Here is a 22,353-nt window from a genome sequence, read left to right on the forward strand (position 1 = left end):
AGGAAGGCGGGACTGGAGGGCCGGGGGGTCCATCCAGTCCCGTTTCCGTGTCTACGGCCGGTTCCGTGTGTACGAAAGCCCTGTACGGCTGCTGTGCCCGGCTAGGCCGGCGTCTGCGCCCGGGCCTGCCGCCCCACCGCCGCGGAGGCGAGCCTGCCGAGCGCCTCGTCCAGATCGCAGGGGTGGGCGCCCAGCGACACCTGGCGGGTGACGATCGACCGCTCCGCGCGCATCAGCCGCCAGCCGCGGCGCAGCAGGAACGGCACCGACTTGCGGCCCTCCTTCAGGTCCCGCAGGAAGCGCCGCCGGAAGGTGGTGACCGGCCCGCGGCTCAGACACAGCGCGTCCGCCAGCACCCCGAGTTCACGGCAGCGCTCGACGATCTCGGCGGCGAAGATGCCCTCCGCGATGAACACCGGGGTGCGGTCGATGCACAGCGTCTCCTCGCCGGTGCGCGCGCTCTGCGAGATGTCGTACACCGGCACGGTCGTCGACCCCGTGGCGCACAGCCTGGTGATGGCCTCGACGGCGACGTCCGCGTCCCAGGACAGCGGATGGTCCCAGTCGATGTCCGAACTCCCCTCCACCAGCGGCAGCGTCGGGTCGTCGCCCTCCTTGTAGAAGTCGTCGAGGCGCAGGACGGGCAGCCCGGAGCGGGCGGCGACGAGGGACTTGCCCGAGCCCGAGGGGCCGCACAGCAGCACGACACGGGCGGGTGACGGGGGATGAAGGCTCACGGAACACCAGTTTGACGTATCGTGCGCCCGCTGCCGACCCCGCGGGTCGGCTTTGGAGCGTGCGTCACACCTCAACTACCCTTTGTGTCGACCTCATTACCCTGTGCACCAGAAGGTGGCATCAGCAATGGCACGACACGCGACCCGCCAGCACCCCACCGCGCAGCGCGCTCTGATCGCCCTCGCGACCGCCGGAGCGGCCCTGGGCGCGGGCGCGGCGACGGCCTCCGCGGACTCCACCCTGCCAGTGGACGTGCCGTGGCGGCCGACCTCGCTCGGCAGGATCGACCCGCAGGCGGGGGCGCAGGCACTGACCGGCACACTGGGCTATGTCACGGGCCCGGTCACCGGCCTCAAGCCCAACCCCCTCGCCGGCACCGGCGTCGACCCGCTCGACAACGGCGTCGGCACCCAGGTCGCCGACTTCCAGCCGCTTTCCTCGCAGGCGCTGACCGGTCCGGTGGCCGAGGCGCGGTCGCTCGGATCGGTGCCGGTGCTGGGGCAGGTGACCGGAGTGCTGGGCGGCGGCCGGGGCTGACGGCACCTGTCGCCCGTACGCGAAGTACGCGAGGCGCACGAAGTACACGAAGAGAGCCGCGCCGCCCCCGGACGGAGGGGTGGCGCGGCTCTCGGCCTGTGCGGCGTCCCGGTACTCGGCCCGGGCGCCGGCTCAGTACGACGAGCCGGACGCGCCCAGCGAGCCCGTCGGGTGCCAGACCGTCTTCGTCTCCAGGAACGCCGTCATGCGCTCGGTGCCCGGAGCCGCCGACCAGTTGTCCACAGCCTGTGGACGAAGGACGCGCTTCAGGTTGTCCGCCGCCGCGATCTCCAGCTCCTTCGCCAGCGCCTCGTCGGCGCCCGCGAGGTCGATCGCGTTGACGTCCTGGTGCGCGGCCAGCGGCGCCGCGATCTCCGCCGTACGGCCGGACAGGACGTTGACGACACCGCCGGGCAGGTCGGAGGTGGCCAGCACCTCGCCCAGGGACAGCGCCGGGAGCGGGGACTTCTCGCTCGCGATCACGATCGCCGTGTTGCCGGTCGCGATGACCGGGGCGATGACCGAGACCAGGCCGAGGAAGGACGACTCCTGCGGCGCCAGGACGGTGACCACGCCGGTCGGCTCGGGGGAGGACAAGTTGAAGAACGGGCCCGCGACCGGGTTCCCGCCGCCCACGACCTGGGCGATCTTGTCCGTCCAGCCCGCGTACCAGACCCAGCGGTCGATCGCCGCGTCCACCTGGGCGGCGGCCTTCGCCTTGGACAGGCCCTCCGCCTCGGCCACCTCGCGCACGAACTGGTCGCGGCGCCCCTGAAGCACCTCGGCGATGCGGTAGAGGATCTGGCCCCGGTTGTAGGCGGTCGCGCCGGACCAGCCGCCGAACGCCTTGCGCGCGGCCACGACCGCGTCACGGGCGTCCTTGCGGGACGACAGCGGCGCGTTCGCCAGCCACTTGCCCTTCGAGTCCGTCACCTCGTACACCCGGCCGCTCTCGGAACGCGGGAACTTGCCGCCCACGTACAGCTTGTAGGTCTTGAAGACGGAAAGCCGCTCGATCGTTTCGGACTTATCGGACATCGAGGTATGCCTCCAGACCGTGGCGACCGCCCTCGCGGCCGAAGCCCGACTCCTTGTAGCCGCCGAAGGGCGAGGTCGGGTCGAACTTGTTGAACGTGTTGGACCAGACGACACCGGCGCGCAGCTTGTTCGCGACGGCCAGGATCCGGGAGCCCTTCTCCGTCCAGATGCCCGCCGACAGCCCGTACTGCGTGTTGTTGGCCTTGGCGACGGCCTCGTCGGGCGTACGGAACGTGAGGACCGACAGCACCGGGCCGAAGATCTCGTCGCGGGCGACGGTGTGCGCCTGCGTGACGTTCGTGAACAGCGTCGGGGCGAACCAGTAGCCGCTCTCGGGCAGTTCGCAGGCCGGGGACCAGCGCTCGGCGCCCTCCGCCTCGCCCTGCTCGGCGAGCGCGGTGATCCGGGCCAGCTGCTCCGCGGAGTTGATCGCGCCGATGTCCGTGTTCTTGTCGAGCGGGTCGCCCAGGCGCAGCGTGGAGAGCCTGCGCTTGAGGGAGTCGAGGAGCTCGTCCTGGATCGACTCCTGGACCAGCAGCCGGGAGCCCGCGCAGCAGACCTGGCCCTGGTTGAAGAAGATGCCGCCCACGATGCCCTCGACGGCCTGGTCGATCGGGGCGTCGTCGAAGACGATGTTGGCGCCCTTGCCGCCCAGTTCGAGGGTGAGCTTCTTGCGGGTGCCGGCGACCGTGCGCGCGATCTCCTTGCCGACGGCCGTGGAGCCGGTGAAGGCGACCTTGTTCACGTCCGGGTGCGCGACCAGGGCGGCGCCCGCGTCGCCGTATCCCGGAAGGATGTTGACGACGCCCTTGGGCAGGCCCGCCTGGCGGCAGATGTCCGCGAAGAAGAGGGCCGACAGCGGCGTGGTCTCGGCCGGCTTCAGGACGACCGTGTTGCCGGTCGCGAGCGCCGGGGCGATCTTCCAGGCCAGCATGAGGAGCGGGAAGTTCCAGGGGATGACCTGGCCGGCGACGCCGAGCGGCTTCGGGGCCGTGCCGAACCCGGCGTGCTCCAGCTTGTCCGCCCAGCCCGCGTAGTAGAAGAAGTGCGCGGCGACCAGCGGGAGGTCCGCGTCGCGGGTCTCCTTGATCGGCTTGCCGTTGTCCAGGGTCTCCAGGACCGCCAGCTCACGGCTGCGCTCCTGGATGATCCGGGCGATGCGGAAGAGGTACTTGGCGCGCTCGGAACCGGGCAGCGCCGACCACTTCTCGAAGGCCTTGCGGGCGGCCTTGACCGCGCGGTCGACGTCCGCCTCGCCCGCCTGGGCGATCTCGGAGAGGACCTCCTCGGTGGACGGCGAGACGGTCTTGAAGACCTTGCCGTCGGCGGCCTCGGTGAACTCGCCGTCGATGAACAGACCGTAGGACGGCGCGATGTCGACGACCGAGCGGGACTCGGGTGCGGGTGCGTACTCGAATGCGGATGCCATGGGGATCAGTCCACCGTCACGTAGTCGGGGCCGGAGTAACGGCCGGTGGCCAGCTTCTGACGCTGCATCAGCAGGTCGTTCAGGAGCGAGGAGGCGCCGAAGCGGAACCAGTGGTTGTCCAGCCAGTCCTCGCCGGCGGTCTCGTTGACCAGGACCAGGAACTTGATGGCGTCCTTGGAGGTGCGGATGCCGCCGGCCGGCTTCACGCCGACCTGCACCCCGGTCTGGGCGCGGAAGTCGCGCACGGCCTCCAGCATGAGGAGGGTGTTCGCCGGGGTCGCGTTGACGGCGACCTTGCCGGTCGAGGTCTTGATGAAGTCGGCCCCGGCCAGCATGCCGAGCCAGCTCGCCCGACGGATGTTGTCGTACGTGGACAGCTCGCCGGTCTCGAAGATGACCTTGAGCCGGGCGGACGCCCCGCAGGCCTCCTTCACGGCGACGATCTCGTCGTACACCTTCAGGTACTTGCCCGCGAGGAACGCCCCGCGGTCGATGACCATGTCGATCTCGTCGGCGCCCGCGGCCACGGCGTCATGGACGTCGGCCAGCTTCACGTCGAGGGCGGCACGGCCGGCCGGGAAGGCGGTGGCGACGGAGGCGACCTTGACGCCGGAGCCGGCGACGGCCTCCTTGGCGACGGCCACCATGTCGGGATAGACACAGACGGCCGCGGTCGTGGGGGTCGTCCGGTCCGTCGGGTCCGGGTGGGCCGCCTTGGCGCCGAGCGCCCGGACCTTGCCCGGGGTGTCCGCGCCTTCCAGCGTCGTCAGGTCGACCATCGAGATGGCGAGGTCGATGGCGTACGCCTTCGCGGTGGTCTTGATGGATCGGGTGCCGAGGGAGGCGGCGCGCGCCTCCAGGCCGACCGCGTCGACGCCGGGCAACCCGTGCAGGAAGCGGCGCAGCGTGCTGTCGGACGCGGTGACGTCAGCGAGAGCGGGAGCAGAGGTGGGCATGGTCACCACGCCACCATATCTACGCGCGTAGCGGCTGTACAGCCCCCGGGCGCTCATCACCTCGTCCGCGACCGCATATGAGCACTCCCGGCTTCGTCGTGCAGAATCGGGAGCATGACGACCCCGGACCACCAGTCACCCGCGCCACAGCCTTCTGCGCCCGCCGCCAAGGACCGGATCTACCGCTCGCCCCTGGGGCTGATCGGTGGTGTGCTGCTGCTCGCCCTCGTCGGGTGGCTCGGCATCGACGCGCTGTTCCGTGGCAGCGGCCACACGCCGTGGCTGGCGCTCGCCGGGCTGATCCTGCTCGTGCCGCTGGTGATCGCCTTCACCCTGCGCCCGGCCGTCTTCGCGAACGACGACCGGCTGCGCGTGCGCAACCCCTTCCGGGTGGTCACCGTGCCCTGGGGCGAGATCGTCTCCCTGCGCTCCGGCTACTCCAACGAGATCGTCGTCAAGTCCGGCGACAAGTACCAGCTGTGGGCCATCCCGGTCTCGCTGCGGGCCCGCAAGAAGGCGACGCGCCGCCAGGCGCGGGCCGAGGCGGAGGCCCGCGGGGGCGGCAGGTCCGGGATGTTCGGCGGCGGTGCGTTCGGCGGCGGGGGCCTCGGCGGCGGCCCGCGCGGCTCCGCCGCGACGGACGGACCGCACCGCGCGGAGACCGACAAGATCATGGACGACCTGCGCGCCACGCTGGAACGCCAGGAGCACGCCGAGTCGGCACAGGGCGAGGTCACGGTCCGCTGGGCGTACGAGATCGCGGCACCCGCGGTGGCCGGCGCGATCCTGCTGGCGATCCTGCTGGCGGTGGGCTGAGCCGGCTGGGCAGGGCGGCCGGGCCGATGCGCGGATGTCCCGACGGCTTCCTGAGAGGGGCCGGAGGGTCGTGCGGAGGGGGAGCCGTCGGCCGGGGGTCCTTCCGGTCCTGGCCGGGCGGGCCGATCCCGCGGATGCTGCGACGGTTTCCCGGAAGGGGTCGGAGAGGCGCGCGAGGGGGAGCCGTCAGCTGAGGGTGCTTCCGGTCCTGGTCGTGCGGGGGCGTGCGCTCGCGGGGGCCGGAGCGGTGCTGGTGGCCGTGGGCTGAGTCGGCTGTCGCGTGGGCCGATGCACGGATTTCCCGGCGGTTTCCCGGAAGAGGTCAGAGGCGCGCAGGGAGGGCAGCCGCCGACCAAGGGGTCTCCGGTCCCGGCCGTGCTGGGCGTGGCCCCCACGGTGGCTGCAGCGGTGCTGCTGGCGGTGGGCCGAGCTGACTGCCGCTCGGGCCGGAAGGGGCCAGAGCGGCGCGCCAGTTGGTGTCCACGGAAACGCCGAAGGGGTGCCCCCACCTGTCGTGGTGAAGGCACCCCATCGAGAGCGAGGGGTGGGGCTCAGATGCCCGCGGCCGTCGCGAGGTCGTGCTTGATGGCGTCGAGCAGGTCGGTCGCCCGGGCGCGGGCGGCCGGGAGGTCGGCGTGGGTGCCGACCGGTACGACGACCTCCAGGTAGCACTTCAGCTTGGGCTCCGTGCCGCTGGGCCGGACGATGACGCGGGCGCCGTCGAGGGTGTAGCGCAGCCCGTCGGTGGGCGGCAGCTGCTCCGTGCCCCGGGTGAGGTCCTCGGCCCGGGTGATGGCCAGACCCGCGAGCTCGGTCGGCGGCTGCTCGCGCAGGCGCCGCATCGCGTCGGCGATGACCGACAGGTCCTGCACCCGCACCGAGAGCTGGTCGGTGGCGTGCAGCCCGTGCTCGACCGCCAGGTCGTCGAGCAGGTCGAGCAGCGTGCGCCCCTGCGCCTTCAGCCCGGAGGCGAGCTCGGTGATCAGGAGGGCGGCGGTGATGCCGTCCTTGTCGCGCACCCCGGCCGGGTCGACGCAGTAGCCGAGGGCCTCCTCGTAGCCGTAGCGCAGACCGTCCACCCGGGCGATCCACTTGAAGCCGGTCAGGGTCTCCTCGTAGGGCAGCCCGGCCTTCTCGGCGATCCGGCCGAGCAGGGACGAGGACACGATCGACTCGGCGAAGGTGCCGGTCGCCCCGCGCGCGACCAGGTGCGCGGCGAGCAGCGCGCCGACCTCGTCGCCGCGCAGCATGCGCCAGTCGTCCCCGTCCCCGACCGCCACGGCACAGCGGTCGGCGTCCGGGTCGTTGGCGATGACCAGGTCGGGACGGGTCGCGCGGGCCGCGGTGAAGGCCAGGTCCATCGCGCCGGGCTCTTCCGGGTTCGGGAAGGCGACGGTCGGGAAGTCGGGGTCGGGCTCGGCCTGCTCGGCGACCAGCACCGGCTCCGGGAAGCCGGCCCGGGCGAACGCGGCCAGCAGGACGTCCTTGCCGACGCCGTGCATCGCCGTGTAGACGGTCCGGGCGCCGCGCGGCGAGCCCTCGGCCAGCACGGCGTCGGTACGGGCGAGATAGGCGTCCAGGACCGCGTCGTCGAGGGTCTCCCAGCCGGAGTCGGGCCGGGGCACGTCGTGCAGGCTGCGGATCGCGTCGATCTCGGCCGCGATCCCCGCGTCCGCCGGCGGCACGATCTGCGAGCCGTCGCCGAGGTAGACCTTGTAGCCGTTGTCCCGGGGCGGGTTGTGGCTGGCGGTGACCTCCACACCCGCGACCGCGCCGAGGTGCCGGATCGCGAACGCCAGGACGGGGGTGGGCAGCGGCCGCGGCAGGACCGCGGCGCGGAGCCCCGCCCCGACCATCACGGCGGCGGTGTCCCGGGCGAAGTCGGCGGACTTGTGCCGGGCGTCGTACCCGATGACGACGAGCCCCTCGGCCTGCCCCTCCTTCTTGAGGTAGGCGGCCAGACCGGCGGCGGCACGGATGACGACCGAGCGGTTCATCCGCATCGGACCGGCCCCGAGCTCACCGCGCAGGCCCGCGGTGCCGAACTGCAGGGTGCCGGCGAAGCGCGCGGCGAGCTCCGTGACATCCCCGGAGTCGATCAGCTTGGCGAGTTCCTCGCGCGTGTCCGCGTCGGGGTCCTCGGCCAGCCACGCCTGGGCCCGGGCGATGAGATCGTCGTGCACGTCGGGTCAGCCTCTCGTTCGAAGTGCGGGTGCGGGGTGCGTTGCCGTGCCCTCAGGAGCGCCGGGCGGCGGTCACAGCCGGCCGAGCACCTGGGTCAGCAGCGAACCCATCCGGGCGGCCGAGTCGCGGCCCGCCTGCAGAACCTCCTCGTGGTTCAGCGGCTCCCCGGTCATGCCGGCGGCGAGGTTCGTCACCAGCGAGATCCCCAGCACCTCGGCACCGGCCTCGCGCGCGGCGATGGCCTCCAGCACCGTCGACATGCCCACCAGGTCCGCGCCGATCACCCGGGCCATGCGGATCTCGGCCGGGGTCTCGTAGTGCGGGCCGGGGAACTGGGCGTACACGCCCTCCTCCAGCGTCGCGTCGACCTCCTTGCACAGGGCGCGCAGGCGCGGCGAGTACAGGTCGGTGAGGTCGACGAAGTTCGCGCCCACGATCGGTGAGGTCGCGGTGAGGTTGATGTGGTCGCTGATCAGCACCGGCTGCCCGGGGCGCATGCCCTCGCGCAGGCCGCCGCAGCCGTTGGTCAGCACGACGGTCTTGCAGCCGGCGGCCACGGCGGTGCGCACGCCGTGCGCCACGGCGGCGACGCCCCGGCCCTCGTAGTAGTGCGTGCGGCCCAGGAAGACCAGCGCGCGCTTGTCACCGATGCTGTACGAGCGGACCTTGCCCCCGTGCCCCTGCACCGCCGGCGGCGGGAAGCCGGGCAGCTCGGTGACCTGGAACTCGGCGTCGGCAGCGCCCAGGGCGTCGACGGCCGGAGCCCAGCCGGAGCCCATCACGAGGGCGACGTCGTGGGTCTCGGCGCCCGTGAGCTCGCGCAGGCGCGCGGCGGCCGCGTCGGCGGCGGCATAGGGGTCGCCCTGGATGTCGTCCGGAAGAAGAGATGCGTTCACGCGGATGAGGGTAGCCGGTCCGGGCCTACGCGCGTAGATGACAGAGCTCACGGGATGGCGATCGTTGTCTTGTCGTTTCCAACAAAGGTTGGGACAAAAGTGACCCAAGGGGCGCCGGAGCGCTAGCAAGGGCGTTTGCGCAGCTCCATCACATAGTCGTGCGGGGCGCCGGCCGACTCCGCCGCGTCGGCGAGCTCACCCAGGTACCGGGCCGACGGCAGACCGCCCTCGTACCCGTTGAGCGCGTACACCCACGCCGGCTCCTCGCCGTCCAGCGTGTGCGCCCGGACCCGGGCGCGCCGGTAGATGCCGAGACCCACGCCCACCCAGCGGTCCAGGGACTCCTCGTCCATGGGGGCGATGTCGTACAGCCCGACGAAGACCTGGGACCCCGGCTCCTCGACGATCGTCGCGAGCGCGCCCTCCCAGCCCAGCTGCTCCCCGCCGAAGGTCAGCCGCCAGCCGTTCAGCCAGCCGGTGGCGCGCAGCGGCGAGTGCGGGGCGCGGCGGGACATCAGCCGCGCGTCGAGATTGCCGGCGTACGCGGCATAGAGCGCCATGGGTCGAGAGTACGGCAGCGAAAACACGTGCCTCGGCCGCCCCGTGGGCAACAGCACGCTCACCCCGGGCGGAAGCACCTTGAAGCGTGCGGGACAATGGAGTACGTGACTCGGATCGTGATCATCGGTGGCGGACCCGGCGGATACGAAGCGGCGCTGGTGGCAGCGCAGCTCGGCGCGGAGGTGACCGTCGTCGACTGCGACGGTCTGGGCGGAGCGTCGGTACTGACCGACTGCGTGCCGTCGAAGACCCTTATCGCTACGGCCGAGGTGATGACCACCTTCGACTCGTCGTACGAGGAACTCGGCATCATCGTCGCCGACGACACCCCGCCGCTGGAGCAGGCCGCCCGGGTGGTCGGCGTCGACCTCGGCAAGGTCAACCGCCGTGTGAAGCGCCTCGCGCTCGCCCAGTCCCACGACATCACCGCCTCCGTCACCCGCGCCGGCGCCCGGGTCATGCGCGGCCGTGGCCGGCTGCAGGGCATGCAGGCCCTCGACGGCTCCCGCAAGGTCGTCGTCACCGCCGCCGACGGCACCGAGGAGACCCTCGTCGCGGACGCCGTGCTCATCGCCACCGGCGGTCACCCGCGCGAGCTGCCCGACGCCCAGCCCGACGGCGAGCGCATCCTCAACTGGACCCAGGTCTACGACCTCACCGAGCTCCCCGAGGAGCTCATCGTGGTCGGCTCCGGTGTCACGGGCGCCGAGTTCGCCGGTGCCTACCAGGCCCTCGGCTCCAAGGTCACCCTGGTCTCCTCGCGCGATCGCGTGCTGCCCGGCGAGGACCCGGACGCCGCCGCGGTCCTGGAGGACGTCTTCCGCCGCCGCGGCATGAACGTCATGGCCCGCTCCCGCGCCCAGTCCGCCAAGCGCGTCGGCGACAAGGTGGAGGTCACCCTCTCCGACGGCCGTGTGATCACGGGCTCGCACTGCCTCATGGCCGTCGGCGCCATCCCGAACAGCGCCGGACTCGGCCTGGAGGAGGCCGGCGTCAAGCTGCGCGAGTCCGGGCACATCTGGACCGACAAGGTCTCCCGCACGACCGCCCCGGGCGTGTACGCGGCCGGTGACGTGACGGGCGTCTTCGCCCTCGCCTCCGTCGCCGCCATGCAGGGACGTATCGCCATGTACCACTTCCTCGGCGACGCGGTGACCCCGCTCAACCTCAAGACCGTCTCCTCCAACGTCTTCACCGACCCGGAGATCGCCACCGTCGGCTACACCCAGGCCGACGTCGACGCGGGCAAGATCGAGGCCAGGGCCGTCAAGCTCCCGCTCCTGCGCAACCCGCGCGCCAAGATGCAGGGCATCCGCGACGGCTTCGTGAAGATCTTCTGCCGTCCGGGTACGGGGATCGTCGTCGGCGGTGTGGTCGTGGCGCCCCGCGCCTCGGAACTGATCCACCCCATCTCGATCGCCGTCGACAACAATCTGACGGTCGAACAGATCGCGAACGCCTTCACGGTGTACCCGTCCCTGTCGGGCTCGATCGCCGAGGTGGCCCGCCAGCTCCACACCCGCAAGGCGACCGGCGAGGCGTAGGCGGCACCCACGGCGGCTCGCGGCGGCCCCGTGGCGGCATCGCGACGTCCGAGCGCGTCCGAGGCCGTCCGAGGCCGTTCGATACCGACTCCCCGCTGGTCACGGGGAGTTGCCGTGGCATGCGCGCGGCATAGGCGGGATGGCTAGGCCGTATACCACTTCCTGTCCTGCTGTGCGAACAACTTCTGTTATTCGGCGCAAACTGCTGAAAGCAGACGGTCGCCCGCGTTACTGTCAGTTTCGTGTTCGCTGCAGAACGTCGTCAATTGATCCTCGAAATGGTGCGAGCGAACGGGGCCGTGTCGCTCCGTGAGCTCGCCCGCGTCGTCCAGACCTCCGAAGTGACCGTACGGCGGGACGTGCGCGCACTGGAGGCAGAAGGACTGCTCGACCGCCGACACGGCGGTGCGGTATTGCCGGGCGGGTTCACGCGGGAGTCCGGCTTTCCGCAGAAGTCACATCTCGCGACCGCCGAGAAGACGGCCATCGCCGATCTCGCCGCGAACCTCGTCGAAGAGGGCGAGGCCATCGTGGTCGGGGCGGGTACCACCACGCAGGAACTGGCACGCCGGCTCGCCCGGGTGCCGGGCCTGACCGTCGTCACCAACTCCCTGCTGGTGGCCCAGGCGCTGGCGCACGCCAACCGTGTCGAGGTCGTGATGACCGGCGGCACCCTGCGCGGCTCCAACTACGCCCTGGTCGGCTCCGGCGCCGAGCAGTCCCTGCAAGGGCTCAGGGTGTCCAAGGCCTTCCTGTCCGGGAGCGGTCTGACCGCCGAGCGCGGGCTGTCCACGTCCAACATGCTCTCGGCGTCCGTGGACCGTGCTTTGGTCCAGGCGGCCGCGGAGGTCGTGGTCCTCGCCGACCACACCAAGCTGGGCACGGACACCATGTTCCAGACGGTGCCGACCGACCTCATCACCCGCCTGGTCACCGACGAGCCGCCGGGCCACGACGACCGTGCCGCCACCGAGCTGCAGGCCCTGGCCGACCAGGGGGTGCAGATCGCCGTGGCCGGGGCGTCCGGGAGCCCGGGGGGTGATCAGGTCCCGGCGCGCCAGTCGCGTCGGGACGTAGCCCTCCCGGGGCCGCGGCGGGGGCAGGTGCCGGGCGCCGCGCTGCGGTCGGCCACGGTGCTGGGGGAGCAGGCGGCCGGGGCCGAGCGTGCTCGTGTCGCGGATCTGCGGCGGCGTTGAGGGGCGCGGGCGGGTCTATCCCTTCAGGCCGCGTAGCGTCAGTCTCAGCAAGCGGTCCGCCAGGTCAGGGTCTCCCGGTGACTCCTCCGCCGCCAGCGCAATGGCGTGGGTCAGTTGGAGGAGGTCGCCGATCGAGACGTCGGGGCGTACGGTGCCCGCCGCCTGAGCGCGGGCCAGCAGCGCGCCGCCCGCCTCGTGGATCGGGGTGCTGCAACGGGCCAGCGCGGAACCGGAGTCGGTGGACACCGACATCAGCGCCCGCGCCAGACCGCGGTACTCACCGGCGTGCGTGACCATCTCGCGCAGCCAGGTCACCAGGGCCGCGCAGGGTTCGGGCGCGTCCAGCAGTTCGCGTGAGCGGGCGAGGAGTTCGCTCACCGCGTCCTCGAAGACCGCGCTCATCAGGGCGTGCCGGTTCGGGAAGTGCCGGTACAGCGTGCCGATCCCGACGCCCGCCCGACGGGCCACGTCCTCCAGGGACGCGTCCGTGCCGTGCTCGGCGAAGGCGGCACGGGCCTCGGTGAGCAGCCGCTCGTAGTTGCGGCGGGCATCGGCGCGCATGGCACGCGGGGCCACGGACGGCACCGCCGTGTCCCGGACCCCGGCGCCCTCCCCAGCGGACACGCCCACCATGCCTTCCACCTGCCCTCTCGCACGCCCCCGACTGCCTCCAGGATGCCACCGGGTGAACCCGAGCAGGCTCCTACGAAGCCACCGGCGCCCACGGCCGGGAACTTGAGGGAGCATCAGCGAGGTGGGCGCCCCTACGGCCGCCCACTCGGCGCCGTACGGCCGGCTTGCTCGGGCGTGTCGTTGCCGTGGGGGGCTTCTGCGGGATTGCCGTGGGCTGCCGAGTGCCGGGGGCTGCTGATGGCCGGCGGCCGCTGGTGGCCGTGGGCTGCTGACGGGCGTGGGCTGCTCGTGATCGGGGGTCGCCAATGGCCGTGGGTTCCTGGTGGCCGTTGGCTGTTGGTGGCCGTTGGCTGTTGACCGCGTGGGCTGCTCGTGACCGGGGCCGCCAATGGCCGTTGGCCGCTGATGGGCGTGGGCTGCTGGTGACCGTTGGCCGCTGATGGCCGTCGGCTGTTGATGGGCGTGGGCTGCCGGTGCCATTCGGCTGTTGATGGCCGTCGGCTGCCGATGGCCGCCGGTCGCCGTCCGGCGTGGGAAACGAGGCGCCCCGCGGACCGGATCTCCGGTCGCGCGGGGCGCCTCGACACCTCTGGTGGTAGGTCAGTCCTTGATCTCGCAGATCGCCGCACCGGACGTGAGGGACGCGCCGACCTCGGCGACGAGACCCTTGATGGTGCCGGCCTTGTGCGCGTTCAGCGGCTGCTCCATCTTCATGGCCTCCAGGACGACGACCAGGTCGCCCTCCTGGACCTCCTGGCCCTCCTCGACGGCGACCTTGACGATCGTGCCCTGCATCGGGGAGGCGAGGGTGTCGCCGGAGGCGACGGGGCCGGACTTCTTGGCCGCGCGGCGCTTCGGCTTGGCGCCGGCCGCCAGGCCCGTGCGGGCCAGGGTCATGCCGAGCGACGCCGGCAGGGAGACCTCAAGACGCTTGCCGCCGACCTCGACGACGACCGTCTCACGGCTGGTGTCCTCCTCCGCCTCGGCATCGGCCGGGGCGGCGAAGGGCTTGATCTCGTTGACGAACTCGGTCTCGATCCAGCGGGTGTGGACCTTGAACGGCTCCTGCGAGCCCTCCAGCTCCGGCGCGAACGCCAGGTCCTTCACCACCGCGCGGTGGAACGGGATGGCCGTGGCCATGCCCTCCACCTGGAACTCCTCCAGCGCACGGGCGGCCCGCTCCAGGGCCTCCTTGCGGGTGCGGCCGGTGACGATCAGCTTCGCCAGCAGCGAGTCCCAGGCCGGGCCGATGACCGAGCCGGACTCCACGCCCGCGTCCAGGCGGACGCCCGGACCCGACGGCGCGTCGAAACGGGTGACCGTGCCGGGCGCCGGCAGGAAGTTGCGGCCCGGGTCCTCGCCGTTGATCCGGAACTCGAACGAGTGACCGCGCAGCTGCGGGTCGTCGTAGCCGAGCGCCTCGCCGTCGGCGATGCGGAACATCTCGCGCACCAGGTCGATGCCGGCGACCTCCTCGGTCACCGGGTGCTCGACCTGGAGCCGGGTGTTGACCTCCAGGAAGGAGATCGTGCCGTCGTTGCCGACCAGGAACTCCACCGTGCCGGCGCCGACGTAGCCGGCCTCCTTCAGGATGGCCTTCGAGGACGAGTACAGCTCGGCGACCTGGGCCTCGGACAGGAACGGCGCCGGGGCCTCCTCGACCAGCTTCTGGTGGCGGCGCTGGAGCGAGCAGTCACGCGTCGACACGACGACCACGTTGCCGTGCTGGTCGGCCAGGCACTGGGTCTCCACGTGCCGCGGCTTGTCCAGGTAGCGCTCCACGAAACACTCGCCGCGACCGAAGGCGGCGACCGCCTCGCGCACCGCGGACTCGTACAGCTCCGGCACCTCTTCGAGGGTCCGGGCGACCTTCAGACCACGGCCACCGCCACCGAAGGCGGCCTTGATGGCGATCGGCAGCCCGTGCTCCTCGGCGAAGGCGACGACCTCGTCGGCGCCGCTCACCGGGTCGGGCGTACCGGCGACCAGCGGGGCACCGGCGCGCTGCGCGATGTGACGGGCCGCCACCTTGTCACCCAGGTCGCGGATGGCCTGCGGCGGCGGGCCGATCCAGATCAGACCCGCGTCCAGCACCGCCTGGGCGAAGTCGGCATTCTCCGAGAGGAAGCCGTACCCGGGATGGATGGCGTCCGCGCCGGACTCGCGCGCGGCGTTCAGTACCTTTGCGATGTCCAGGTAACTGGTGGCCGGGGTGTCACCACCCAGGGCGAACGCCTCATCCGCGGCGCGGACATGCAGAGCGTCCCGGTCCGGGTCGGCGTAGACGGCCACGCTCGCGATCCCGGCGTCCCGGCAGGCCCGGGCCACGCGGACAGCGATTTCGCCACGGTTGGCGATGAGCACCTTGCGCACGATTGAGGCTCCCTCCTTGAAACAAGCCGAGTTTAGGGACTGCCGACACGGCACTTCGACCCGTCCCCAATGGTGAGCTTGCCCACACGGAGCGTGATTCGAGGCTCGCTCGACCCGCGAAAGCCCTTGTCGCACCTCGGTACGCAGGACTCTTCCGGGCAACCCTAGCCCTGTGATGTGGTCAAGGTCTCTGTGAGAGCGTGCCGCGCCCCACTCCGTTTCTTTGTTGAGTCCCTACGAATGGCCCAACGATTCTTTGCCTGCGACCGGACCCTTGTCCCGGGGTTTACCCGTTAGTAGCGTTCGCGATGTCTCGAACGTACTTCAGGTAACAGCAGCCGACTCGGGCTGAGGTCGAAAGTGGGTGGGGACCGGTGGTGCGCAGACCGGTGGCGTGGGTCGTGGCGGTCGTCCTCTTCGTGGAGGGGCTCGGCATCGCGGCACTGAACTGGTTCATGGGGGTGGTGGTCGACCGCCAGGACATGTCCCTCGCCGGCCTCGACCCGGACGTGATGTCGCTGTCCTCGAAGATCGGCGGAGTGGTCTTCGGTCTCTACTTCGCGCTGTGCGGCCTGGTCGCGCTGCTCGTGGCGATACGGAACCGGGCGCCGGCCGGGTTCGGCCGCGTCCTGCTGATCAGCGTGGCGGTGGTGCACGGTCTGCTGGGCGCGTTCGTGTGGGGCCTGGTCGGGTGGCGGGCGTTCCTGTTCATGGTGATCGTGCTGGGCCTCGTCGTACTGCTCCTGATGACGTACGACCGCGAGGAGGGCGAGGCTCGAACGGCCCCCGGCGCGGGTCCCGTGGGCGGCGACACGCCGGAGTCCGCGAAGACCCCCGACGCCGAGGGGACCACTCCGGAGCCCGAGACCGCCGCACAGCCCGACAGCGGCCCGAAGAAGCCCCAGAACGAGGCCGAGGAGCCCCAGGACGACGTCCCGGCCCTGACGGCGGCAGTCCCGGCCACGACGCCCCTCTGAGGACCGCGCCCCCCGCTCGGGCGAGTCGGCAACACCGGCTGCCCGGCGGCGGCCCCGACGACTTCGCAGGGGCCACGCCGATCTTCACTGGGACGGCCCACAAGAACGCGGGACGGACCCGAGCCGGACGGCTCCGCCGATTCCACGAGGGCGCTGCCCAGCTGTCGCTCCGGGGGCGCCCGCAGTGCTCTTGAGGGTCGTTCCGGTCGTCGCGGTGGCGTCCCGCAGGGTCTGCCGTGCTGCGGGCGGCCCTGGCGGTTTGTGAGGGGCGCGCCGGTCTTCGCTGGGCGGCGCCTCCGCGATTCCGCGAGGGTGCTGCCCGGCTGTCGCTCCGGCGGTGCCCGCAGTGTTCTTGAGGGTCGCTCCGGTCGTCGCGGTGGCGTCCCGCGGGGTCTGCCGAGCTGCGGGCGGCCCTGGCGGTTTGTGAGGGTCGCGTCGGTCTTCGTTGGGGCGGCCCCGTGATGCCGTGAGGGGCTGCCCGGCTGTCGCTCCGGCGGTGCCCGCAGTGTTCTTGAGGGTCGCTCCGGTCGTCGCGGTGGCGTCCCGCGGGGTCTGCCGAGCTGCGGGCGGCCCTGACAGCCCGTGAGAGCCGCGTCGGTCTTCGCTGGGCGGCGCCCACGGGGCGCGGAGGGGTGCCCCGGTATTTGCTGTGGCGGTCCTGGCTCTGGCCCTGGCGACTCGGTGAGGACCGTGCCGTTTCCGCTCGGGCGGTCCGCGGGGTCGGAGAGGAGCCGCGCCCGCTATTGCCGTGGCTGCTCTCGCGACTCCGTGGGGGTGCCGCGCAGTTGTCGCTTCGGCGGTGCCCGCGACGTTCGCTGCGTCGGCCCCGCGACTCCTGAGGGTGTTGCCCCGTCATAGCTTCGGTTCGGTGGTGTCCAGAACGCTCTGAGCGGCGCGCCGATCGCCGCTCAGGCGTCTCTCAGGGCGGCGGCCCTGACAGCCGCGCTTTCTCCGCTGGGGCGGCCCCCGTGGCTCCGTGAGGGGGCTGGCCTGTCCTCGCCTCGACGGGGGCCCGCAATGTTCTTGAGGGGCCCTGTGGTGTCCCGTAGGACTGTTCGGTGAGGGCCTCAGCCGTGGCCGCGGTGGCGTCGGCAGCCCGTGAGGGGTGTGTCATCGCTCCGGGGCGCCCCAATCTTCCGAGGGGGCGCTCCGGGCGCCGCTGTGGTGCCCCAGGGCCGTTCCATCAGGCACGCCGAGATTCGGTGGCCCCCTCGGACCACGGAGTGGTCAGTCGGTCGGCTGGGTCCACAAGTCCGTGATGCCTACGCCCAGTTCGGACAGGAGGCGGCGGACGAGGGGGAGGCTGATGCCGATCACGTTGCCGTGGTCGCCGTCGATGCCCTCGATGAACGGGGCCGAGCGGCCGTCGAGGGTGAACGCGCCGGCGACGTAGAGCGGTTCGCCGGAGGAGACGTAGGCGGCGATCTCCGCGTCGGTGGGCTCGCCGAACCGGACCACGGTCGAGGCGGTCCCGGACACGTACCGCTTGGCCACCGTGTCCCAGATGCAGTGCCCCGTCTGGAGCGTCCCCGCCCGCCCGCGCATCGACTTCCAGCGGGCGGTGGCCTCCTCCGCGTCCGAGGGCTTGCCCAGCGCCTGGCCGTCGAGCTCCAGCACCGAGTCGCAGCCGATCACCAGCGCGCCGTACACCTCCGGCCGCGCCGCCACCACGGAGGCCTTCGCCTCGGCCAGGGCCAGCGCCAGCTCGGCGGGGGTGGGCGCGCTGACCGCGTCCTCGTCGACGCCGCTGACGATCACCTCGGGGTCGAGCCCGGCCTGCCGGAGCAGTCCGAGCCGGGCGGGGGACTGTGAGGCGAGCACGAGTCGCCTGCGCGGATTGGCAGTCATGCGGTCAGGTTAGCCACGTGGTGCCGCCACGCTCACCTCAGGCCGATGACGATCATCGCCAGGACCATGGCCAGAGCCATGAGGAGACCGAGCCGCCGCAGCATGTTCTGCATGTCGCGCATTTCTTCGGGCGGCTCGTTCTCAGGGTCTGACCACAGCATGCCTCCAGCGTGCGGCCGAGCCGGGGGGCCTGGCCTGAGTACGGGTACTCAAATCGGCCCCCCGGTTTCTACCGACGTACGCGGTCGCCCGCGGCCGCTGGCGCTAGCTGGGCCAGTACGTGCGGGTCCACGCCGCCGGACCCGGCTTCGGCAGGTGGTGGCCCGCGATCCGGGACGGGTCCGCCCACGAGTCACGCGGGCCGGGTGCGCCGGACGGCACGGCGGATGCCGCCGCGGCGCGGGCTCGGACCACCGCCAGTGCGGCGGCCAGCTCCTCGGGGGTCGGATTGCCCCGTACGACCCTGATGGTCATGACGCCTCCCAAACGATCGACACAGGGCTAGAGGGGAATGTTGCCGTGCTTCTTCGGAGGCAGGGATTCCCGCTTCGTCCGCAGCTGACGCAGCCCGCGCACGATGTGGCCGCGGGTGTCGGACGGCATGATCACCGAATCGATGTAGCCGCGCTCGGCCGCGATGTAGGGGTTGAGGAGCGTGTCCTCGTACTCCTGGATGAGCCGCGCCCGGGTGCCCTCGACGTCCTGAGACTCGGCAATGGTCCGGCGGTGCAGGATGTTGACGGCGCCCTGCGCGCCCATGACCGCGATCTGGGCCGTGGGCCAGGCCAGGTTGAGGTCGGCGCCCAGGTGCTTGGAGCCCATGACGTCGTACGCCCCGCCGAAGGCCTTGCGGGTGATCACCGTGATGAGCGGGACGGTCGCCTCGGCGTACGCGTAGATCAGCTTGGCGCCGCGCCGGATGATGCCGTCGTGCTCCTGGTCGACACCGGGCAGGAAGCCCGGCACGTCGACGAAGGTGATCACCGGGACGTTGAAGGCGTCGCAGGTCCGCACGAAGCGGGCCGCCTTCTCGCTCGCCTTGATGTCCAGGCAGCCCGCGAACTGCATCGGCTGGTTGGCGACGATCCCGACCGGATGCCCTTCCACTCGCCCGAAGCCGGTGACGATGTTCGGCGCGAACAGCGGCTGCGTCTCGAAGAACTCGGCGTCGTCCAGGACGTGTTCGATCACCGTGTGGATGTCGTACGGCTGGTTGGCGCTGTTCGGCACCAGCGTGTCCAGCTCGCGGTCCTCGTCGGTGACGGTGAGGTCCGCCTCCTCGGGGAAGACCGGGGCCTCGCTGAGGTTGTTGGACGGCAGGTACGACAGCAGCTGCTTGACGTACTCGATGGCATCCTTCTCGTCACCGGCCATGTGGTGCGCCACGCCGGACACGGAGTTGTGGGTCCGTGCGCCGCCCAGCTCCTCGAAGCCGACGTCCTCGCCGGTGACGGTCTTGATGACGTCCGGGCCGGTGATGAACATGTGCGAGGTCTGGTCGACCATGACCGTGAAGTCGGTGATGGCCGGGGAGTAGACCGCGCCGCCCGCGCAGGGGCCGACGACCAGGCTGATCTGCGGAATGACGCCGGAGGCGTGGGTGTTGCGGCGGAAGATCTCGCCGTACGCGCCGAGCGAGGCCACACCCTCCTGGATGCGGGCGCCGCCCGAGTCGTTGATGCCGATGACCGGGCAACCGGTCTTCAGCGCGAAGTCCATGACCTTGACGATCTTCTGCCCGTAGACCTCGCCGAGCGCACCGCCGAAGACGGTGAAGTCCTGCGAGAACACGGCCACGGGGCGCCCGTCGACGGTCCCGTACCCGGTGACGACACCGTCGCCGTACGGGCGGTTCTTCTCCAGACCGAAGTTGGTGGAGCGGTGCCGGGCGAACTCGTCGAGCTCGACGAACGAGTCCTCGTCGAGCAGCAGGTCGATCCGCTCACGCGCCGTCAACTTGCCCTTGGAATGCTGCTTTTCGACGGCGCGTGCCGAGCCGGCGTGCGTCGCTTCCTGGATGCGGCGCTGGAGATCCGCGAGCTTGCCCGCGGTCGTGTGAATGTCGATCTCGTGGCGCTCTTCCGGCTCGGACATCGGGATGCGGCTCCCTGCCTGCTCAAAAGGGGGGACGGTTACTCATCCGTAGCGTAGTGGTGGCCCCATCAATCGGCAGTGCGGCGTTTACCACACCTAGGGTGGCTTGCATGACGCCGCGAGATGCATCAGACGCGAACGACAACCCGTGGTCCGACCTGGACCGTCCGCCCCTCAACGCCGAGGCGCTGCGGCGCGGGCTGCTGCGCGAGGGCGGGTTCTACCGCGACCTTCAGGTGGTGCCGCGGACCGGCTCCACCAACTCCGACCTGGTGGCCCTCGCGGAGGCGGGGAACGCCGACGAGGGCGCGGTCCTGGTGGCGGAGGAACAGACGGCGGGGCGGGGCCGGCTGGACCGCCAGTGGACCGCCCCGCCCCGCTCGGGCCTCTTCTTCTCGGTGCTGCTGCGGCCGGCCGACGTCCCGGTCTCCCGCTGGGGCTGGCTCCCGCTGCTCACGGGCGTGGCGGTGGCGACCGGCCTGTCCCGGGCGGCCGGCGTCGACACGGCACTCAAGTGGCCCAACGACCTGCTGGTGACCGTCGGTGACGAGGAGCGCAAGGCCGGCGGCATCCTGGCCGAGCGGGCCGGCGACGACGGGGTCGTGGTCGGCGTCGGCATCAACGTCACGCTCCGCGCGGACGAACTGCCGGTGCCCCAGGCGGGCTCGCTGGCCCTGGCCGGCGCCGTGAGCACCGACCGGGACCCGCTGCTGCGGGCGATGCTGCGGTCCCTGGAGGAGTGGTACGGGCGCTGGCGCGCGGCCGGGGGCGACCCGGCGGCCAGCGGCCTCCAGGAGACGTACGCGGCGGGCTGCGCGACGCTCGGCCGGGTCGTGCGGGCGGAGCTGCCGGGCGACCGGGCGATCACCGGCGAAGCGGTGGCGATCGACGGCGACGGACGCCTGGTCATCGCCACGAAGGAGGGTGTGCAGGAGCCGGTGGGGGCCGGGGACATCGTGCACTTGAGGCCCGCGTGAGCGCGCCCGGGGTCCGCCGAGCGGACGACCCGGCTCCGGCCCGCCGCACCGGTGCCGGACACCTGATCACCGGCCCCACCTGACGGAGTGAGCTGGCGCACACCTGCCGTAGAGTTGAGGCCGGTCGTACCTGACCGTGGCAGATCGGAAGGGCAGCAGGCGTGACCGTCGACGACACGGGCTCCGGCGCGGGCGCGGACGGCCGCGTGGACCCCCACGCCGCCGACTCCGGCGAGGACCCGCTCGCCCTGCGTCTCGAACAGCTCATCCTGGGCGCCGAGCGCCGCTACACGCCCTTTCAGGCGGCCCGCAGCGCCGGGGTCTCCATGGAGCTGGCCTCCCGCTTCTGGCGGGCCATGGGCTTCGCCGACATAGGGCAGGCCAAGGCACTCACGGAGGCCGACGTCCTCGCGCTGCGCCGTCTCGCCGGTCTGGTGGAGGCGGGGCTGCTGAGCGAGGCCATGGCCGTACAGGTGGCCCGATCCACCGGGCAGACCACCGCCCGTCTGGCCGAATGGCAGATCGACTCCTTCCTGGAGGGGCTGACCGAGCCGCCGGAGCCGGGCATGACCCGCACCGAGGTGACGTACCCGATCGTCGAGCTGCTCCTGCCCGAACTGGAGGAGTTCCTCGTCTACGTCTGGCGCCGCCAGCTCGCCGCCTCCGCCGGGCGCGTCGTGCAGGGCGCGGACGACGAGGAGATGGTGGACCGGCGGCTCGCGGTCGGCTTCGCCGACCTCGTCGGGTTCACGCGGCTGACCCGGCGGATGGAGGAGGAGGAGCTCGGGGAACTCGTCGAGGCCTTCGAGACCACCGCCGCCGACCTGGTCGCCGCGCGCGGCGGCCGGCTCATCAAGACGCTGGGCGACGAGGTGCTGTACGCCGCCGACGACGCGGGCACGGCGGCGGACATCGCGCTGCGGCTGGTCGAGACGATGGCGAACGACGAGACGATGCCGGAGCTGCGAGTCGGGATGGCGTTCGGCACGGTGACCACCCGAATGGGCGATGTCTTCGGTACGACCGTGAACCTCGCCTCCCGACTCACCTCGATAGCGCCGCGCGACGCCGTCCTCGTCGACAGCGACTTCGCCGAGGAACTCATCCGCAGCGGCGAGGCGCCCGCCTCGGAGGCGGATGCGGCGGAAGCCGCGGCCGCCGCGGAGAAGGAGGGCGAGGAGCCGCCGACGTACCGCTTCGCGCTCCAGCCGATGTGGCAGCGCCCGGTCCGTGGCCTCGGCGTGGTCGAGCCCTGGCTCCTGACCCGACGCGACGCCGAGGCCTAGTCCCGCCCGCGCGGGTCGACGCAGAGCCCGATGATCGGCAGGCAAATGCCTCCCGGGAGGTTCGGCGGGGGTGCCGGGGCCGCCGTGGAGTGGCTCGGGGCGGGCTCCGGCGCGGAGGCCGTCGCGGTGGGCACGGGGTGCGTGGCGGTCGCCGTGGGCGTCTGCGTGACGCGGGGCGCGGTCGGGGCTTCGGTCGTACGGGGCACGGTGGTCGGGATCGTCGAGGGGATGTCCGTCGGGAGAGCCGCGGGCGCGGTCGAGGCGGGCGTG

At 71.9% G+C, this 22,353-nt stretch carries 19 protein-coding genes and 2 pseudogenes; 8 read left to right on the forward strand and 13 right to left on the reverse strand.

What is annotated here, in order from left to right; translation table 11 throughout:
- Positions 1–101 precede the first annotated feature (101 nt).
- Entirely contained in the window at positions 102–737 is a 636-nt protein-coding gene (locus IPZ69_RS40755) for a uridine kinase family protein (RefSeq protein ID WP_235459801.1), read from the reverse strand.
- Positions 738–864: 127 nt separating this feature from the next.
- On the opposite strand from IPZ69_RS40755, the gene IPZ69_RS40760 reads away from it, so the two are divergent.
- Positions 865–1,275, forward strand: coding sequence for a hypothetical protein (locus IPZ69_RS40760; protein ID WP_235459802.1), 411 nt, complete (start codon positions 865–867; stop codon positions 1,273–1,275).
- 132 nt (positions 1,276–1,407) lie between these two features.
- Here IPZ69_RS40760 and IPZ69_RS40765 read toward each other — a convergent pair whose 3' ends face one another.
- Genes IPZ69_RS40765 through deoC form a run of 3 tightly spaced genes read right to left on the reverse strand, consistent with a single transcriptional unit; the run spans position 1,408 to position 4,698 of the window.
- A complete protein-coding gene (locus IPZ69_RS40765; protein WP_235459803.1) occupies positions 1,408–2,313 on the reverse strand; it encodes an aldehyde dehydrogenase family protein in 906 nt (301 codons plus the stop codon).
- On the reverse strand, positions 2,303–3,742 hold the full coding sequence (locus IPZ69_RS40770) for an aldehyde dehydrogenase family protein (protein WP_235459804.1): 1,440 nt from the start codon (positions 3,740–3,742) through the stop codon (positions 2,303–2,305). The genes IPZ69_RS40765 and IPZ69_RS40770 overlap by 11 nt, the downstream gene beginning before the upstream one ends.
- 5 nt (positions 3,743–3,747) lie before the next feature.
- Entirely contained in the window at positions 3,748–4,698 is a 951-nt protein-coding gene (deoC, locus tag IPZ69_RS40775; protein WP_235459817.1) for a deoxyribose-phosphate aldolase, read from the reverse strand.
- A 114-nt stretch (positions 4,699–4,812) separates the two neighbouring features.
- On the opposite strand from deoC, the gene IPZ69_RS40780 reads away from it, so the two are divergent.
- Complete coding sequence (locus IPZ69_RS40780; protein WP_235459805.1) at positions 4,813–5,514, forward strand: PH domain-containing protein; 702 nt, start codon at positions 4,813–4,815, stop codon at positions 5,512–5,514.
- 551 nt (positions 5,515–6,065) lie between these two features.
- Here IPZ69_RS40780 and IPZ69_RS40785 read toward each other — a convergent pair.
- From IPZ69_RS40785 to IPZ69_RS40795, 3 genes are all read right to left on the reverse strand, one after another.
- The gene (locus tag IPZ69_RS40785; protein WP_235459806.1) at positions 6,066–7,697 is read right to left on the reverse strand and encodes a phospho-sugar mutase; all 1,632 of its coding nucleotides are present in this window, start codon (positions 7,695–7,697) and stop codon (positions 6,066–6,068) included.
- Between the two features lie 72 nt (positions 7,698–7,769).
- Entirely contained in the window at positions 7,770–8,594 is an 825-nt protein-coding gene (locus tag IPZ69_RS40790) for a purine-nucleoside phosphorylase (protein ID WP_235459807.1), read from the reverse strand.
- A 122-nt stretch (positions 8,595–8,716) separates the two neighbouring features.
- Positions 8,717–9,154 (reverse strand): gamma-glutamylcyclotransferase, encoded by a 438-nt coding sequence (locus IPZ69_RS40795; protein ID WP_235459808.1) that lies wholly within the window; start codon positions 9,152–9,154, stop codon positions 8,717–8,719.
- Between the two features lie 96 nt (positions 9,155–9,250).
- Here IPZ69_RS40795 and IPZ69_RS40800 point away from each other — a divergent pair, with 96 nt between their 5' ends.
- Both IPZ69_RS40800 and IPZ69_RS40805 read left to right on the forward strand, forming a co-directional pair.
- Positions 9,251–10,699 carry an NAD(P)H-quinone dehydrogenase gene (locus IPZ69_RS40800; protein ID WP_235459809.1) on the forward strand — a complete coding sequence of 483 codons (1,449 nt, stop codon included), beginning with the start codon at positions 9,251–9,253 and terminating at the stop codon, positions 10,697–10,699.
- A 242-nt stretch (positions 10,700–10,941) separates the two neighbouring features.
- A complete protein-coding gene (locus IPZ69_RS40805) occupies positions 10,942–11,895 on the forward strand; it encodes a DeoR/GlpR family DNA-binding transcription regulator (protein ID WP_308407591.1) in 954 nt (317 codons plus the stop codon).
- A gap of 15 nt (positions 11,896–11,910) precedes the next feature.
- Here IPZ69_RS40805 and IPZ69_RS40810 read toward each other — a convergent pair whose 3' ends face one another.
- Together IPZ69_RS40810 and IPZ69_RS40815 are read right to left on the reverse strand one after the other, a co-directional pair.
- Positions 11,911–12,456, reverse strand: a complete 546-nt coding sequence (locus IPZ69_RS40810; protein WP_235459819.1) for a TetR/AcrR family transcriptional regulator — start codon at positions 12,454–12,456, stop codon at positions 11,911–11,913.
- A gap of 672 nt (positions 12,457–13,128) precedes the next feature.
- Complete coding sequence (locus tag IPZ69_RS40815; RefSeq protein ID WP_235459810.1) at positions 13,129–14,901, reverse strand: acetyl/propionyl/methylcrotonyl-CoA carboxylase subunit alpha; 1,773 nt, start codon at positions 14,899–14,901, stop codon at positions 13,129–13,131.
- A gap of 374 nt (positions 14,902–15,275) precedes the next feature.
- Here IPZ69_RS40815 and IPZ69_RS47595 point away from each other — a divergent pair.
- Positions 15,276–15,758, forward strand: a pseudogene (locus IPZ69_RS47595) (hypothetical protein); the annotation flags it as partial.
- Between the two features lie 1,347 nt (positions 15,759–17,105).
- Here the strand turns inward: IPZ69_RS47595 and IPZ69_RS40825 are convergent.
- From IPZ69_RS40825 to IPZ69_RS40835, 4 genes are all read right to left on the reverse strand, one after another.
- Entirely contained in the window at positions 17,106–17,726 is a 621-nt protein-coding gene (locus IPZ69_RS40825; protein WP_235459812.1) for a Maf family protein, read from the reverse strand.
- Between the two features lie 32 nt (positions 17,727–17,758).
- A complete protein-coding gene (gene mmpB / locus IPZ69_RS47230; RefSeq protein ID WP_268835669.1) occupies positions 17,759–17,887 on the reverse strand; it encodes a morphogenic membrane protein MmpB in 129 nt (42 codons plus the stop codon).
- Between the two features lie 103 nt (positions 17,888–17,990).
- A complete protein-coding gene (locus IPZ69_RS40830) occupies positions 17,991–18,200 on the reverse strand; it encodes an acyl-CoA carboxylase epsilon subunit (protein WP_235459813.1) in 210 nt (69 codons plus the stop codon).
- Between the two features lie 27 nt (positions 18,201–18,227).
- Positions 18,228–19,820: an acyl-CoA carboxylase subunit beta gene (locus tag IPZ69_RS40835; protein ID WP_235459814.1), complete on the reverse strand. Its 1,593-nt coding sequence runs from the start codon at positions 19,818–19,820 to the stop codon at positions 18,228–18,230.
- Positions 19,821–19,930: 110 nt separating this feature from the next.
- Between IPZ69_RS40835 and IPZ69_RS40840 the strand changes: the two genes are divergently transcribed.
- From IPZ69_RS40840 to IPZ69_RS40850, 3 genes and pseudogenes are all read left to right on the forward strand, one after another.
- The gene (locus tag IPZ69_RS40840) at positions 19,931–20,797 is read left to right on the forward strand and encodes a biotin--[acetyl-CoA-carboxylase] ligase (protein WP_235459815.1); all 867 of its coding nucleotides are present in this window, start codon (positions 19,931–19,933) and stop codon (positions 20,795–20,797) included.
- A gap of 161 nt (positions 20,798–20,958) precedes the next feature.
- A complete protein-coding gene (locus IPZ69_RS40845) occupies positions 20,959–22,083 on the forward strand; it encodes an adenylate/guanylate cyclase domain-containing protein (RefSeq protein ID WP_235459816.1) in 1,125 nt (374 codons plus the stop codon).
- 45 nt (positions 22,084–22,128) lie between these two features.
- Positions 22,129–22,353: pseudogene (locus IPZ69_RS40850) on the forward strand (hypothetical protein); the annotation flags it as partial.

The sequence above is a fragment of the Streptomyces olivochromogenes genome (assembly GCF_021538895.1).
Taxonomy (GTDB): domain Bacteria; phylum Actinomycetota; class Actinomycetes; order Streptomycetales; family Streptomycetaceae; genus Streptomyces; species Streptomyces olivochromogenes_A.